The organism is Shewanella sp. FDAARGOS_354, assembly GCF_002209245.2.
In the GTDB taxonomy this organism is placed as follows: domain Bacteria; phylum Pseudomonadota; class Gammaproteobacteria; order Enterobacterales; family Shewanellaceae; genus Shewanella; species Shewanella xiamenensis.
In genome coordinates this window covers 2839219-2854418 of record NZ_CP022089.2, presented here as the reverse complement: position 1 = coordinate 2854418, position 15200 = coordinate 2839219, and the positions used below count along the sequence as shown (strand labels likewise).

The following is a 15200-nucleotide window of genomic DNA, read 5'->3' as shown; positions in this document are numbered from 1 at the left end:
TTGCAATAAACGGGATACTTTGGGATTATCAATCCCACATAATGAGATTGATATTAAGTTAAAAATGAATACAGAGGACCTCGCGTTATTTCACCGAATCGCTGAAACCGGCAGTTTGATTGAAGCGGCGGATTTGCTTAACTTACCAAAATCGACCGTGAGTCGGCGTTTACAGGCATTGGAAGATGAGCTGAATATCAAGCTATTCCACCGACAGAGCCGCTCGATGACGCTGACCTCGGCTGGAAGCCATTTTTACCAACGTTCACAGAATATCTTGGCGCAGCTCGATGAAACTCTGTTTGAGATGACTAACGAAGATGCTGAGATCAGTGGCCATCTCCGCATTCAAATGTTTCCTATCCACAGTATGAATGTGTTGATGCAAGCCATTTTTCGTTTTATGGATCTGCATCCCAAGCTCACGGTTGAAGTGATTAGTAGCGCAGAATCTGTTGATATGGTGAAGAATAATCTCGATGTAGCCTTTGTGGTCGAACCCGCATTAGATTTAGTGGTGCGGCCGATATTCACCACGGATTTGCGTTTTTATGCCAGTCCCCAATACCTAGTGCAACATGGTATGCCGCAGACTCCACAGGAGATTGAGTCCCATAATGTGGCTTTATTTAGGCTCTCAAATGGCAAGATCTTTAATGAGTTATGGATTGGTGCAGAACAGGAAGTTCGGGTTCGGGGGAATTTCTGCTCCAACAGTGTCGAGGTCGCGGTAGAGTTTGCTCTGCAAGGGCGCGGCATTGTGTATGCGCCTGCGGAAGTTGTGGCTGATTTTGTGGCTTCAGGGCAGCTAATTACCCTGTTACCTGAGATAGAGTCCCATCCTGGCGAATGCTATTTGGCCTACCCATCAAGGCGTTATGTAAGCTTGGCCAGCAGACGCTTTATCGACTTTATTATTAAAGAACTGGCGCCGAAAGGTGTACCAACTAATCTCAGCACGCAAAGTGTGCGCCGAGTTTGTAAGGCATCGGAGGAGCCCTTCCCACCCAATGATGTGCGTTTTAGCCTAAAAAGCACAACCTAAATAGCGTCGGCGGTCGTGACCTTGGTCGGCTCGCAAATCCGTTGCGCTAAGTAATAACAGGCAATCCCCATCAAGAGGTTGGTGATGGGGAGCGCGAGTAATAAGCCTTTTACGCCATCAATATAAGATCCCAGCGCCGCCAGTGGCAGCATCAATAGCACTAAGCGGCACAGGTTAATCACTAACGAACTCATCGGCCTATGGTACGCATTAAGCGCCGTGGCAAAGATAATCACAATTCCCAGCGGGCCGTAGGCGCAGGGTAGCACCAGAATATAAAAACTTAACCACTCTAGCACCTGCGGATCGGTACTAAATAAATTCGCGAGTGGCTGGGCCAAAAACGCCAGCGGAATATAAAGTAAGGTTTGGAATACAAAGATAAATTTAAGCGATAGCAGCAAAGCCTGCTTCGCCCTTTGGGGTTGGCCAGCACCGAGATTTTGCGCAATAAACGGCATGAGACTCGATGATAATGCCATCACCACAATCAACAGCACCGATTCTAAGCGTGTGCCCGCACCAAACGCTGCCACCGCGCTGTGATCGATATGGGCCAGCATCGCCATAATCACCGCATTGGCGAGCGGATTGATTAAATTCATCAAGGCCGCAGGCTGGGCAATATGGGCAAGTTTACTCCAGTTGGCACGCATTCTATCGATATCAAATACCGCCCGCTCAAGCATTCGCCGCTTGATGATCAGCAAATACCCCGAGAGCGACAACGCGACAAGCCATGAGAACAGGGTTGCAATCGCTGCGCCTTGGATCTCTAAACGGGGAAAAGGCCCAATACCGAAGATAAGCAAAGGATCGAGGATTAAGTTAATCAGCGCCGCCAGCATCATAATCATCGCTGGTGAGCGAGTGTCGCCCGTGGAGCGTAAGCCTTGGTTGCCCACCATCAATAACACCAACAGCGGCGCGCCCACATACCAATACATCATATAGTCATGAATGAGTGGCAAGCTGGTTTCATTGGCGCCAAGTAAACTAAACAGTGGCTCGATAAAAATACTGCCAAGGGCGGATAAACTGGCGATAAGGATAAAGGTCAGCAGCAGCGCATCGTGCAAAAACACCTTGGCACGTGGCGCATTACCCGAGCCAATCAGCCTGCCAAGGTTAGTAGAAACGCCTGCACCAATCCCAATAGCAATGCTGGAAATAATTAACGTTACCGGAAAGGTAAAACTGATTGCAGCTAAAGGCTCTGTCCCTAATTGGCTGATAAAAAAAGTGTCAGCGAGGCTAAAACCTAGAATGGTCATAATGCCAATCAAGTTAGGGAGGCTCATGTTGAGCAGTACACGACCAATTGGCGCGCTAAGCAGCCCGTGTCTGTCTTTCATGGGGAAAATAGTGCCTTGTTTGCGAGCGGAGGCGAGATTCTAGCAGGATTGTGCCCGCTTGAAAAAACCGACATCAAAAATTTGAATTTTTTTTTGTAAAGGCACTTGGATCTGGCAGGGGTTAACCCCATATCACACACATCAAAGGGGAAGGCGGAAATGCCTCCTCTTTTTCATCACAAAATCGCCTCGATTGTTGGGCATTAAATCATTAGGAGAGTTCATAGATGAATATTCGTCCATTACATGACCGCGTAATCGTTAAGCGTTTAGAAGTTGAATCAACTTCTGCGGGTGGCATTGTATTAACAGGCAGCGCCGCCGAAAAATCGACTCGCGGGGAAGTCCTTGCAGTAGGTAATGGCCGTATTTTAGAAAACGGCACTGTAAGACCTCTGGATGTGAAAGTGGGTGATGTAGTGATCTTCAATGAAGGTTACGGTGTTAAGAAAGAAAAAATCGACGGTCAAGAAGTCTTGATCCTGTCGGAAGCTGACCTGATGGCCATCGTAGGTTAATCCACGACATCAATTCGACATTCCAATTAATCATTAAAAATGTAAAGGATATTCAATATGGCAGCTAAAGAAGTTGTATTTGGTAACGACGCACGCGTAAAAATGCTGGCTGGTGTAAACATTCTCGCGAACGCAGTTAAAGTGACCTTAGGCCCTAAAGGCCGTAACGTGGTATTAGACAAGAGCTTTGGCTCACCACTGATCACTAAAGACGGTGTGTCTGTTGCAAAAGAAATCGAATTAGAAGACAAATTCGAAAACATGGGCGCGCAAATGGTGAAAGAAGTTGCTTCTAAAGCCAACGACGCCGCCGGTGATGGTACCACTACTGCAACTGTTCTGGCACAAGCCATTGTCACTGAAGGCTTAAAAGCCGTTGCAGCGGGTATGAACCCAATGGACTTAAAGCGCGGTATCGATAAAGCCGTGATTGCCGCCGTTGCTGAACTGAAAAACCTTTCTCAAGATTGCGCTGACTCAAAAGCGATCGCTCAAGTTGGTACTATCTCTGCAAACTCTGACGAGTCAATCGGCCAAATCATTGCCACAGCAATGGAAAAAGTCGGTAAAGAAGGCGTGATCACCGTTGAAGAAGGTCAAGCACTGGAAAACGAACTGGACGTAGTAGAAGGTATGCAGTTCGACCGTGGTTACCTGTCTCCATACTTCATCAACAAGCCAGAAACCGGCAGCGTTGAATTAGATCACCCATTCGTACTGTTAGTAGACAAGAAAATCTCTAACATCCGCGAACTGTTACCTATCCTTGAAGGTCTGGCAAAAACCGGTAAGCCATTACTGATCGTTGCCGAAGACGTTGAAGGTGAAGCCTTAGCTACGCTAGTTGTCAACAACATGCGCGGTATCGTGAAAGTGGCAGCGGTTAAAGCCCCAGGCTTTGGTGACCGTCGTAAAGCCATGCTGCAAGACGTAGCGATTTTAACTGGCGGTACTGTTATCGCTGAAGAAATCGGCCTAGAGCTTGAAAAAGCAACCCTAGAAGATTTAGGTACTGCTAAGCGTGTTGTGATCACTAAAGACAACACCACCATCATCGATGGTAACGGTGAACAAGCGCAAATCGAAGCGCGCGTAAGCCAAATCAAGCAACAAATCGAAGAATCAACTTCAGACTACGACAAAGAAAAACTGCAAGAGCGTATGGCTAAATTAGCTGGCGGTGTTGCGGTAATTAAAGTCGGTGCAGCGACCGAAGTTGAAATGAAAGAGAAAAAAGCTCGCGTAGAAGACGCACTGCACGCAACTCGTGCTGCGGTTGAAGAAGGTGTGGTACCTGGCGGCGGTGTTGCTCTGGTACGTGTAGCTTCTAAGATTGCTGACGTTGAAGTAGCTAACGAAGACCAAAAACACGGTGTGGTTATTGCCCTACGTGCAATGGAAGCGCCACTACGTCAAATCGCGACCAACGCAGGTGAAGAAGCCTCAGTTGTGGCGAACAACGTTAAAAACGGCAGCGGTAACTACGGTTACAACGCGGGCAACGACACCTACGGTGACATGTTAGAAATGGGTATTCTTGACCCAACTAAAGTAACCCGTAGCGCACTGCAATTCGCAGCGTCTATCGCAGGCCTAATGATCACCACCGAAGCAATGGTAGCTGAACTGCCAAAAGCTGATGCGCCAGATATGGGCGGCATGGGTGGTATGGGCGGTATGGGCGGCATGATGTAATTTTTGCTGGTTTAAATCGGTGATTACGGCGTTGCTGCTCGCTCACATACAAACAACGTATGCTACGCTCACAGCGCCTTGTACTAACACGATTTATCCTGCGCAAAAAGCATCTGTGGTCTTTAGCTTAATCGCTTAAAACCCAAATTCTTGTAAGAGAAAAATGAAAACCCCGACTCGGGTAACTGAGTCGGGGTTTTGTTTTTTTGGTCTAACTACGTGAGTAAGTTTCTGGTGTACTTACCTACACTTTTTGGGGTTTAAGCATTGAAAATTGCTTTTAAAGTGTAACATTGTACACTTTTAGTGGGTTTGTCATTATCAACAATCAAAAAGTGTACTTATATACACTTTTAGATTGAATGAGACTGTTATTAAGGCTAAGGTGTAGGAAGTTACACTTTTGGAGACGATAATGGCATCACCGCTAAATCAACAATCCCTCGGCTTGTTAATTAAAGAACGCAGGAAAAGTGCTGCTCTTACTCAAGACGTGGCGGCCATGCTGTGCGGCGTAACCAAAAAAACGCTGATCCGAGTTGAAAAGGGTGAGGATGTTTATATCTCAACCGTATTCAAAATCCTTGATGGTCTGGGGATTGATATCGTTTCGGCTCAAACCAGCAATACCGAAACTAACGGCTGGTATTAACCTATGAGTACAGCTAAAACGCTTACGCTAGAGATGCACCTCGGTGATTTAATGATCGGGGAATTATCCTTTGATGCCACGACCGACACCTTTGCGGTGTATTACACCAAAGATTGGCAGCAAAGTGGATTTCCACTTTCACCAACTAGTGTGATCGCTAGCAAAACTTGCTAGACATTGCGGCCTAACGGCCGAGGTGAATCAAAGTCGTGGGGCTTCACCCCCTGATTTTTTAATAAAGAGTCGACCAAGGAGGACTGCTCGTCCTATCCTCCTTGCCTATTGTTTTCACATCAGCCAAGACGCCCCTAGCGAAGTTGCATGCATTAGTTAGTGGCTTCGTGCTTATTCGAAAATCGCTAACGCTTCCGATGGGGCGTCCCTTCCCCCCGAAAGCTACGCAGACGTCCTGTCTGCGTCACGCGCTATCCTTTTAATAAAGAGTCTTCAACGCCCTTCAGCAACTTCGCAGGGGAGGTGAACTTCTGTGATCTCGGTGTTTGCTGTTAATCCCCAAGAATTGTGTGTCCTATCTTTTGATCTTTCTGATCTTTCAGTTCCTCTATAGTGCACTTAATTTATAGGTGCTAACTTATTGTTAACATTGTTGTTGCATGTGTGCGTTACTACATGTCTAATAATGCTGGGAACTCATGTGTACTAATAAATTGTTAGTCAATGATTAAAATTAAAGGAGAAATGAATGAGACAATATTTCATGGCGTTAACCCTAATATACCTTTGCGGTTGTGCAAACAATCCAGTTTCAAATAGTCAATTGCTTGCTAAGACTTCGCTTTATGATCCTCTCTTTCTGGTATCAACAGTAGGTATTCCTGACAAAGTTGAATTTAAGTCTCTTGCTATAATGTATCAAAATAAAATTCCAGCCTTTTACACACCAATGGAGCATATTGTTATAACTGAAAAAGGGGTTTTCTTTTCTGAATGGCAGTCATCTACTTATGAGTTTAAGCACAAACTTATGCTTTCTTTTGCTGAAATCGATTCAGTTTCAAATACTGTAATAGAAAAGGATTTACTACCAAATGCTGAGTATTTGGAAATCAAAACAAAGTCCGGAAGTATTCATAAGTTCTGGCTTCTAGACAAAGGTTCTAATTTTGCAAAGTCTTTAATTTTGCGGAGGCTTACAAATAGCTAATTATTGTTTAATGGGATTTAAGTTCAGGTAATGCGCTGTTTGTCTGTGTGAAGATTTAACCTTGGGTTGAGGGTGTGGCAACTTTCTTTATTTCCATCAGTCTTCTTTAGCTTATTTAGACTGTTGATGGTTTTTTAATAAAGTCAAAGTCGTGGGGCTTCATTTCACACTTGTTTATGTAGATGTATCGTCATTGCGGCCTAACGGCCGAGGTGAATCAAGGTCGTGGGGCTTCACCCACACCCGACCAAAAGGGGAAAAACGCCTGTTCCCCTTTTGGAAATCCCCCGGCGTCCCTAGCGAAGTTACATGCATTGATGAGTGGCTTCGTGCTTATTCGAAAATCGCTAACGCTTCCGATGGTACATCCTGTACCCCGAAAGCTAGCGAGGCATCCATGCCTCGCTCACGCGCTTTTCTTCAACGCTCTTCAGCAACTTCGCAGGGGATGGTGAACTTCTGTTGCCTTGGTGTTAGCTGTTAATCCCAAAAGATTCATGGATGTCCATCTTTGCTCTCGGTAAATAAAGTCTCGATTTTTCTGGATGAAAAATGTTGAAAGCCTATTGATACTGATGCTAACTTATTGTCATGATTAAGTTATTTACTTGCCAACTTCCTATATCTAACTCTATTCGGGTTGGGGTTTATTAGAAGAGCAGGTAATACACTGTTATGCCGCCAAGGACGAACTCAATGCAGTTATCTAAAGAAGCAATTAGAGCATTATGTGATGCCATCTTTGCATCAGAGAATCCTGTAGTAGTTGAAGCATATTCGGATTTTGACAAAGAGCCTTTGTCATTTAATCAGCCGGAAGAACTCGAAGTTTATATCTCGAGTAAAATAGAAATCCCAAAAGGTATGGCCTCCATTTTTGTGATTTACCCGGAGATGGAAGGACAGGCCCGACTGCGGAAAATAGAACTTGATCCAAAGAAGGTACCTAATCATAAGTTTCGCTATACATGGGACGGATGGGGATTAATTTCTATTCAAATCACTGCACCAGACCTTGGTATTCAATCTAACATCAATGCCAATTCCGAAACCGGAGCGAAGAAATGGGAAAGCACACATCCCGAATTCGAACCAACGTCAGTATGGAATTGGAACGTTGTTAACAAACATAAAAATCGGTTGAGGCGAGTTTTAAACAAATATGCATAACAAGGCCCGGCAACACGCAGCCTTCGGCTGCTGGACTCGCTACGCTCGCCGCTGCGGGAATCGTTAACATTCAAGGAGTGACTGTGTCTCTATACAAGTATTTGACACCTGAGAATACGTTGAGGGTTTTGGAAGGGAGTGTCAGATTTACTCAACCTGGGGCTTTCAATGACCCGTTTGAAATGGTTCCAGAATTACATGTTCCGGAAGATTTCGAACCCAAAGATATCTCTATCAGCTTTGATGTCATAGCACCGAGAAGGCTGCCAAGTGTTGGAGAATTGCCAATTGACTTTGAGTCTGACCATTGCAATGACATCAACTCTAGAAAGATTTTAAGCTCGCTGAATCAGTCCGTTGGTGTTCTATGCTTATCTAAAAATGAATCATCTCTACTAATGTGGGCACACTATGCTGATGAGTATTCAGGAGCTGTTATTGAGTTTGACGAAGAACATGAATTCTTCACGGGCCTATTTGATATAGAGTATCGAGAGCAAAGACCTAAAAAGGACATTAGTTCTTATTTAAGTGGTGAATCTCCAATTCCTATAGCGGAGCTTTGTGTAAAACCCAAAGATTGGGAATATGAGCAAGAATATAGAATTGTTAGAAAGCTATCGGATTGCAAAAAGGTTGGTGATTACAACGGCTTTCCAGTTTATGTAATGGATATCCCAATGGATGCGATAAAGTCAATCACTCTTGGCGAAAGAATGCCTCTAGAGCACCAAAGAGAGATTTGGAACAAAATTAAGAATACAAAGATTGCATTAAATTTGGCTGCTATCGCCAACTGGGGCTACGAGTTTAGAAAAGAACCAATTAAGTATAATCTTCCTGCCTCTGAAATGAACCCTTTAATAAGTCCGAGAACAGCCCATATATTTTCTGAACTCGAAAATGAGTTCGGTGAAATAGCTCGATGGATGATAAAAAATCACCAGTTGAGCGAAATTGCTAATGACACGTTGTAAAGTGTTAACAAGTAAAGGCAGCGAACCGCTAGAGCTGCCGCTGCTTTAGGCGTTAGAGCATTCCTCTAAATAAATACTTTATCTATTCAACCTTAGGATTAAATTAAATCGCACTCATCATGTATTAATCCGTGAATACATTTTTCATAACGCAGGAATGCGGCTTACTGAGCTAAATGAATTCACCAAATATGATTTTAGTTAGACACCACTTGATGAGTACGGTCAATTAAAGGGCAATAAAAACCTAGGTGTTTATTTGTACGTTTAATCGATATGAGTGCCTTGATGATGGAATGATTATTCCAACGTTAATGAAAAAACCATTATTATTTCTGCGTTATAACTCCCCTTGTGAAAGCTCGGACGGACACAACTCTTTTCTGATATACAGCCAACACAGAAGTTACAGGAGTTCACCATCCCCTCGGAGTTGCCGCAGGGCGTTGGAATAAATTGCGTGAGTCTGGACATGGTCGCTCTCGTGCATCTGATCCATAGGGAAATGGAAAATGTCAGTATGATGTATGGAACATCATTGACCATGCACTTCACGACATTCAGGCCTCCTTCCTATCAGATGTCCGGCTAGCTTTCGCAGGTGCAGGGGCGAATGAAAATCGGTGATTTTCGCGCTTATGAGCGAGAGGCTGGGACTGCCGAACGGGAGGGCTTTACATGGATATAAAGTGGAGCCTTCGGAAGCGATAGCTATTTATCCATAAGACCAAGGCTGATTTATAAATAAAGCGTTAATGCATGTAACTTCGCTAGGAGCGCCGAGGCTTCGCTTTATGAATCATTCAAAAGGGGAACAGGCGCTTTTCCCCTTTTGGTCGACTCTTTATTAAAAAATCAGGGGGTGAAGCCCCACGATCTTGATTCACCTTGGCCGTAAGGCACAATAACTGTGCAACTACATAAACAAGTGTGGAGTGAAACCCCACGACGTTAATCCAAACAAAGTTTGGATAATCCACCTTGATTCTCCTTGGCCATAAGGCTACAAACCATCTCCCTTTTCTAATCAATGGCTTGAAATTTTACTGCTTGCTAATACAAGTCACTTCTCTTGAGCTTTTGACTCAATTGTATTGAATGTAAACCTCGATAAGCATTGATGTAACTTAATGTTATCTGAATGGCTACGTTCAATGACAGTCGTCGTGATGAACACTAACTGAAGAGAATAACGGATGTTGCTGCGAGTGATTTATTCGGCGGGTGTGCTGATGCTCTTGTTACCAGCGGTAACCCACGCCGATGAGAGCAATAAATTATTGAATATGTGCAAGGCCTGCCATGGCGAGTCTGGCATGAGCCGTTTTGAACATATTCCGAATATCGGATGGCAAAACTCGGATTATCTGTTGAAGCAGCTTCGAGCCTTTAAGGCTGGCACGCGTCAAGACCCCACTATGACTAAAGTCGCTCAGTTATTGAGTGAGGCGGATATGCAGCAAATGGCGGAATACTTTTACCTCGGAAAGGACAAATAACATGGATCTTAATCGTCGAGTTTTTATAAAAGGTGCGGTAGCGACGTCGGTGTTATCCGCGCTGCCGGTTAAGTGGGTATTTGCTGATAAGCTGCCTGCTGGGGTGAGTGCTTTGGATATTTCGGCATTAACCTGGACTAAGGCTGAGGACTTACCGAGTTATTTCAAAGTATTAAACACTAATCCGCTGAATGCTTATCCGCCAGAGCATATGCTTGCGCCTGCGGTGACGCCTGCCGATGTTTCGTTTATCCGCTGGAATGGCATAGTGCCTGATTTTAAGACGCTGGATGCTAAAACCTGGACTTTTACAGTGGATGGCGAGTCGGTTATCACCCCTAAAACCTACACCATTGATGCGTTAAAACGCCGCTTTAAACATCACACCTTACAGCTATTGATTGAATGTGGCGGCAATAGTCGCGCGGGCTTTTTCCCGAGTACTAAGGGCAATCAGTGGAATAACTCAGCAGTATTTTGTTCCGAGTGGACAGGTGTGTTGGTGAGCGATGTGCTTAAGGATTGTGGTGTTAAAGCCGATGCGGTTTACACCGGCCACCACGGGGCTGATGTACATTTGAGCGGAAAAGGTGAGGCCATTTCCCGCGGTGTTCCTATCAAGGCGGCGCTCGAAGAGCTTGGGCTAATCGCATGGTCGATGAATGGTGAGGATATTCCTTACCTGCATGGTTATCCCCTACGTATCGTATTTGGTGGCCGGCCGGGATCGGTTTCGCAAAAAGCGGCAACGGGGATCAGTGTGCGTAATAAAGTCCACGACGGGCATAAAATGGCAGCGCCAGCGTATCAAGTGCCTAAATATCCGATTGCACCCGGCGAGACGGTTGCTGAAAAAGACTATCGAATTATTGAAGAAATGATCGTGAAGTCTTTGATCACTCAACCACAATCTGGCACTGAACTGGCTCAAGGGCAAAAACTGACGGTTGCGGGCCATGCGTGGGCGGGCGTGCGCGAAGTGGTGAAGGTGGAAGTGAGTTACGATTATGGCACCCGTTGGTTTGTCGCGGAGCTACAAAAACCGAAAAACGCCACCGCATGGCAGCAATGGAGCATTGAGTTGCAGTTGCCAACACAGGGCTATTACGAAATCTGGGCCAAAGCAACCGATAGCGAAGGTGATAGCCAACCGGTTGTACAGCCACAATGGAACCCTAAGGGATATATGTTTAATGGTTGCCACCGTATTGCCGTTAGGGTGGTGTGATGAGAGCGCATGTCAATAAGCTGATCATGTGTGGGCTGCTTTTCACTGGGGCGTCGTTCGCCGCCGAGTACCCCGTGGACCCTCAATCGGGCCTTATTATGGCGCCCGGTTGGGAGTTGGTGAATTATCAATGCAATGCCTGTCACACCAGTATGATTGTTACCCAAAATCGCGGTGATAAAGCCTTTTGGAAAGAAACCTTGCAGTGGATGGTGGATACCCAAGGCTTATGGGATTTGTCGGATACGTGGGAGCCGACGTTGAGCTACCTCAGTAGCTATTATGGTCAAGCTGAAATGGATATGACCCTCTTTAGGCGTTTGCCCCTTGACGCAAGCCAGTTACCACCGCCAGCTAAACCTGCCGCTAAGGGATCTCAATGAAAACGTTTATCGTCAGTTTGCTTGTCCTGTGCGGCTTATCCACAGCGGTTTATGCCGAAGGTTATCAAGCCGATATCGAGCGGGGTAAGGCACTGGCCACGGCTCAATGTGAGTCATGCCATGGGCTGGCGATGATCGCCATGGCTAAGCAATTCCCCAATTTAAGGGGGCAAAAACCGGCTTACCTTAATAAGCAGTTAGTCGATTTCAAAGCGGGCTTACGCCTCGATCCGTTAATGCAATCACAGGTCAGTGCGTTGACTGCCGAGCAATTACAGGATGTGGCGCTGTTTTATAGTCAGCAAGAGATCCCCAACCTCAGTGCAAAATAGTGCGGCTAGCCGTTTGCTTGCTGACAAGAGTAAGTTAAGCGGTTAGCATCATTGCCATCGGCTTATGGCGACGACACGGCTGGAAATGGCGTTGATAGGAATGGCATTGATAAATCGCAGAAAATTAGCATCTCTTATTGGCGTGCTGGTGTTATTGCCAGCATGGGGATATGCCCAGCAAGCGGAGGTGAGCGAAGCTAATCACTGCCAGCCTGTCAGCGGCTCTGAACAACACTCAGGTCAGTGTGAGCACAGCGCGGATAATACCGCCTACGATAAATTTGATGGCGTGGTATACCGTGGCGTCATCAATACTAAGCCCGTCACGCTGGAAATTATTGGTCAAGGCAACCAATATCGAATGACCGTTGATGGCTTGGCAACATTTGGGGAGTTGAATACCGAGCGCGGCTTTGAGCAGGATGAAAACGCTTCGCTCTTTATCCTTAACTGGCAACAGCCTGAAGCAGAACAGATAAAGTTTGTGAAATTATCCAAAGACCATTCAGTACTGGTGCGGGTTGATGCCAATGGCCAGCTCGATAACACCGCAACCCTGCATACGCGATAAAATGAGTCATTGTTGTTGCGAGCGCTTGATTACAAATCAGGGGATGAAGCTGCGATTTTGATTGAGTGTATGGCTCAGAGAGATTGCTAAACATTCCCCGATATACACCGGGGAATGCTTAGCAAGTACAACAGCTTAAATTAAAACTGATAATTCACACTCAGGTTGAAATAACGCCCAGGTTGGGTGAAATCATCCTTTTGCAAGTTCATGGTGCTATTGAGCAAGAACACGGATTGGCCAGCCACATCGGCGTAGTCAACATATTCCTTATCAAACAGGTTATACACCCCAGCACGCAGATGCAGATTGTCGGTAACGTGCAGGCCCATGGTTAAGTCAAACACGGCGTAACCGGCGGTGTTGTAGACTTCGTTAAAGCTTTCTTTAGGAATACATTGGCCCATTACGCAAATATCATCGATGGTCAGGTTGATATCGTGGGTGCGGTCCATCTTATCGGCCCAGCGTACTACTGCGCCAATATCGGTTTCCATTCCACCAATATTGCTATACCAATTCACCCCTAGGTTACCTTTTAGCGGGCTAACGCTGTTAAGGTATTGACCGTTTTCATCGGTTCCATGGGTATAGGAGATATTGCCCCATAGCTCTATGGTATCTGTCAGCCAATGGTTGGCTTGGGCCTCTGCGCCATAGAGGGTCACTTGATCGCGGTTGAAGTACTGGTATTTGAACTCCATGGGCTGCATCACCGGACCAAACACTGGCGGTTTAAAGCTGACATATTGCCAGTCAATAAAGTCGACCGCGTGGGTGTAGAAGGTGGTGAGCTCATATTGAGTATCTGCATGATTGCCACGGATACCCAGTTCCCAGGTGTGGGATTGCTCAGACTTTAAGTCATAGTTGGCTTGAATGATCACATCAGTCATCGAGCCGCCATCGACCTCTAACTCACCCCATTTTTGATCGGGCGTAGGCATTTTATAGCCATAGGCATATTGAGCGTAGGCGCTAACTGTGTCGGTAAGTTTATAAACGAGCCCCACTTTGGGTGACCAAAAGGTGTCGCTCATTACCGCAAAGTCGGCGGGATCTTTACCTGCTTCCATCGCTTGTTGTTGGTCGGGGCTGTTACGGAAATAGTCATAACGTAGGCCGCCAATCAGGTTTAAATCACCATTTAACAGGGTAATATCGTCCTGCAAAAATAGCCCTAAACGGTTGCTATCGGTATCGGCAAAGGTAAAGGGGGTTTCGGTTTGCCAATCACCGCCGCTGCTAGCGATATTGTTGTTGCGATGGCGCATCATTTTGGACCATTCATAGTCCATACCGTAGGTGAGCTGATGGCCATATCCCTCAGCGCCTAGATATTTGCTAAAGGTGCTGGTTAATCCAAGCCGTTGATCTTTAAATTTATAGTCGCGATATTCGGTAAGTGGGCGATCTAGTTTGAGTAAATCAAAGTAATCGCGATGTTCGAGTTGCTCCGTTTGGCCAAAATAGGCGGTAACGGTCAAATCATCGTGTAAATACGTGGCTTTATCGGAGCGCAATTGCAGGGCGCCGTTGATCACTTGGGTATCGCGATCGGTATCAATCCGCTCCTGCGGTACTTGGGCACGATTGAGCTTATCTTCCCAGCGTTCTAGCGTTTGCTCTAGGTAGTCGAGGGTGAGCTGCACTGTGGTGTGCTCATTAAAACGGTATTTGCTCTTGAATAGCAGGCTGTCTTGTAACAGATCGCTTTCAGGCTGAGTATCAAAGTAGTTCGGTAACTCTTCGCCTTTGCGGTGCTGATAGGTGAGCAAATTCTCAAAATCGCTATAGGCCGCGGCGCTGGTAAAGCCGCCGGAGTATTCGTTATTGATGCCTGTGTAACCCGCATTGAGCGACACATAATAATCTTCGCCTCGCAGGTAGTCGCTGGCATCTTTGGTACGCATCACGACTACGCCACCGAGGGCGTCTGAGCCGTACATAGTGGATGCAGCGGCTTTAACTACTTCAATTTGCTTAAGACTTTGCACTTCGGTTAAACCGCGGCCTGTGCCTTCAGCACCAGGGCCTAACGGCGAAGCATACTGGTTATTTACCCGTACACCATCTTTTACCATCATGACTCGGTTGCCGCCGATACCGCGAATGGTCACTGAGGTCGGTTTACCTGCACCACCCTTGATATCGACAGCCGATTCGTTACGGAACAGGCTACCAAAATCATTGCTCATATTACGTTCGATGGCTTGTTCATCTATCACCAAAATAGAGCCTGCCACCTGTTCAATGTTTTGTTCCATACGGGAACCTGAGACCACAATCACTTCTTGAATAAGTGGTTTAGATTGTTCGTCTGCCCAAGCGGGCAATGCACTTGCGACGGCAAGGGCACATAGACTGAGCGGCAATGGTTTCATCAATCACCTTTTTATAAATGAGAATTGTTCTTACCTTGAATATGCGCGATAGCTTATATGGAATTTACCTTGAGGTCAGGTTTTAATTGCCATTATGTGATCAAGGCAAAGCCTGTGAGTGATGTTTTAAAAGGGAATTATTGATTGATGCTTTATCACGGCTGAATGATGATAAAGCTGACACAATAATACCTATTCGAATGAGTCGGCAGAAAGCGATGACTCG

Annotated in this window: 14 protein-coding genes and 1 pseudogene; 13 read left to right on the top strand and 2 right to left on the bottom strand. The window is 45.9% G+C overall.

Annotated elements, in window-relative coordinates; translation table 11 throughout:
- The first annotated feature begins 64 nt into the window (after positions 1-64).
- A complete protein-coding gene (locus tag CEQ32_RS12890) occupies positions 65-1045 on the top strand; it encodes a LysR family transcriptional regulator (RefSeq protein ID WP_088586154.1) in 981 nt (326 codons plus the stop codon).
- On the opposite strand, the gene CEQ32_RS12885 is transcribed toward CEQ32_RS12890, so the two are convergent.
- Positions 1042-2400: an MATE family efflux transporter gene (locus CEQ32_RS12885; RefSeq protein WP_037414232.1), complete on the bottom strand. Its 1359-nt coding sequence runs from the start codon at positions 2398-2400 to the stop codon at positions 1042-1044. The two genes, CEQ32_RS12890 and CEQ32_RS12885, sit on opposite strands and share 4 nt — an antisense overlap.
- Positions 2401-2627: 227 nt before the next feature.
- On the opposite strand from CEQ32_RS12885, the gene CEQ32_RS12880 reads away from it, so the two are divergent.
- From CEQ32_RS12880 to CEQ32_RS12820, 12 genes and pseudogenes are all read left to right on the top strand, one after another.
- Positions 2628-2918, top strand: a complete 291-nt coding sequence (locus CEQ32_RS12880; RefSeq protein ID WP_011071021.1) for a co-chaperone GroES — start codon at positions 2628-2630, stop codon at positions 2916-2918.
- Between the two features lie 57 nt (positions 2919-2975).
- On the top strand, positions 2976-4613 hold the full coding sequence (groL, locus tag CEQ32_RS12875; protein WP_037414230.1) for a chaperonin GroEL: 1638 nt from the start codon (positions 2976-2978) through the stop codon (positions 4611-4613).
- A 415-nt stretch (positions 4614-5028) separates the two neighbouring features.
- Positions 5029-5265: a type II toxin-antitoxin system antitoxin HipB gene (gene hipB, locus CEQ32_RS12870; RefSeq protein ID WP_047539109.1), complete on the top strand. Its 237-nt coding sequence runs from the start codon at positions 5029-5031 to the stop codon at positions 5263-5265.
- Between the two features lie 3 nt (positions 5266-5268).
- Positions 5269-5412, top strand: a pseudogene (locus tag CEQ32_RS12865) (type II toxin-antitoxin system HipA family toxin); the annotation flags it as partial.
- Between the two features lie 556 nt (positions 5413-5968).
- On the top strand, positions 5969-6430 hold the full coding sequence (locus CEQ32_RS12860) for a hypothetical protein (protein WP_088586153.1): 462 nt from the start codon (positions 5969-5971) through the stop codon (positions 6428-6430).
- A gap of 696 nt (positions 6431-7126) precedes the next feature.
- A complete protein-coding gene (locus CEQ32_RS12855) occupies positions 7127-7600 on the top strand; it encodes a hypothetical protein (protein WP_088586152.1) in 474 nt (157 codons plus the stop codon).
- Positions 7601-7683: 83 nt separating this feature from the next.
- A complete protein-coding gene (locus CEQ32_RS12850; protein WP_088586151.1) occupies positions 7684-8577 on the top strand; it encodes a DUF2971 domain-containing protein in 894 nt (297 codons plus the stop codon).
- 1196 nt (positions 8578-9773) lie between these two features.
- On the top strand, positions 9774-10076 hold the full coding sequence (locus tag CEQ32_RS12840) for a c-type cytochrome (protein ID WP_037429997.1): 303 nt from the start codon (positions 9774-9776) through the stop codon (positions 10074-10076).
- 1 nt (position 10077) lies between these two features.
- Positions 10078-11304 (top strand): sulfite oxidase, encoded by a 1227-nt coding sequence (locus CEQ32_RS12835; protein ID WP_088586150.1) that lies wholly within the window; start codon positions 10078-10080, stop codon positions 11302-11304.
- Entirely contained in the window at positions 11304-11687 is a 384-nt protein-coding gene (locus CEQ32_RS12830) for a cytochrome c (RefSeq protein ID WP_047539094.1), read from the top strand. The genes CEQ32_RS12835 and CEQ32_RS12830 overlap by 1 nt, the downstream gene beginning before the upstream one ends.
- The gene (locus CEQ32_RS12825; protein ID WP_088586149.1) at positions 11684-12019 is read left to right on the top strand and encodes a c-type cytochrome; all 336 of its coding nucleotides are present in this window, start codon (positions 11684-11686) and stop codon (positions 12017-12019) included. Before CEQ32_RS12830 ends, CEQ32_RS12825 begins: the two co-directional genes overlap by 4 nt.
- 64 nt (positions 12020-12083) lie before the next feature.
- A complete protein-coding gene (locus tag CEQ32_RS12820; protein ID WP_226871827.1) occupies positions 12084-12590 on the top strand; it encodes a hypothetical protein in 507 nt (168 codons plus the stop codon).
- Between the two features lie 140 nt (positions 12591-12730).
- Here the strand turns inward: CEQ32_RS12820 and CEQ32_RS12815 are convergent, their stop codons facing one another.
- Positions 12731-14974, bottom strand: coding sequence for a TonB-dependent hemoglobin/transferrin/lactoferrin family receptor (locus tag CEQ32_RS12815; RefSeq protein ID WP_088586148.1), 2244 nt, complete (start codon positions 14972-14974; stop codon positions 12731-12733).
- Positions 14975-15200 lie beyond the last annotated feature (226 nt).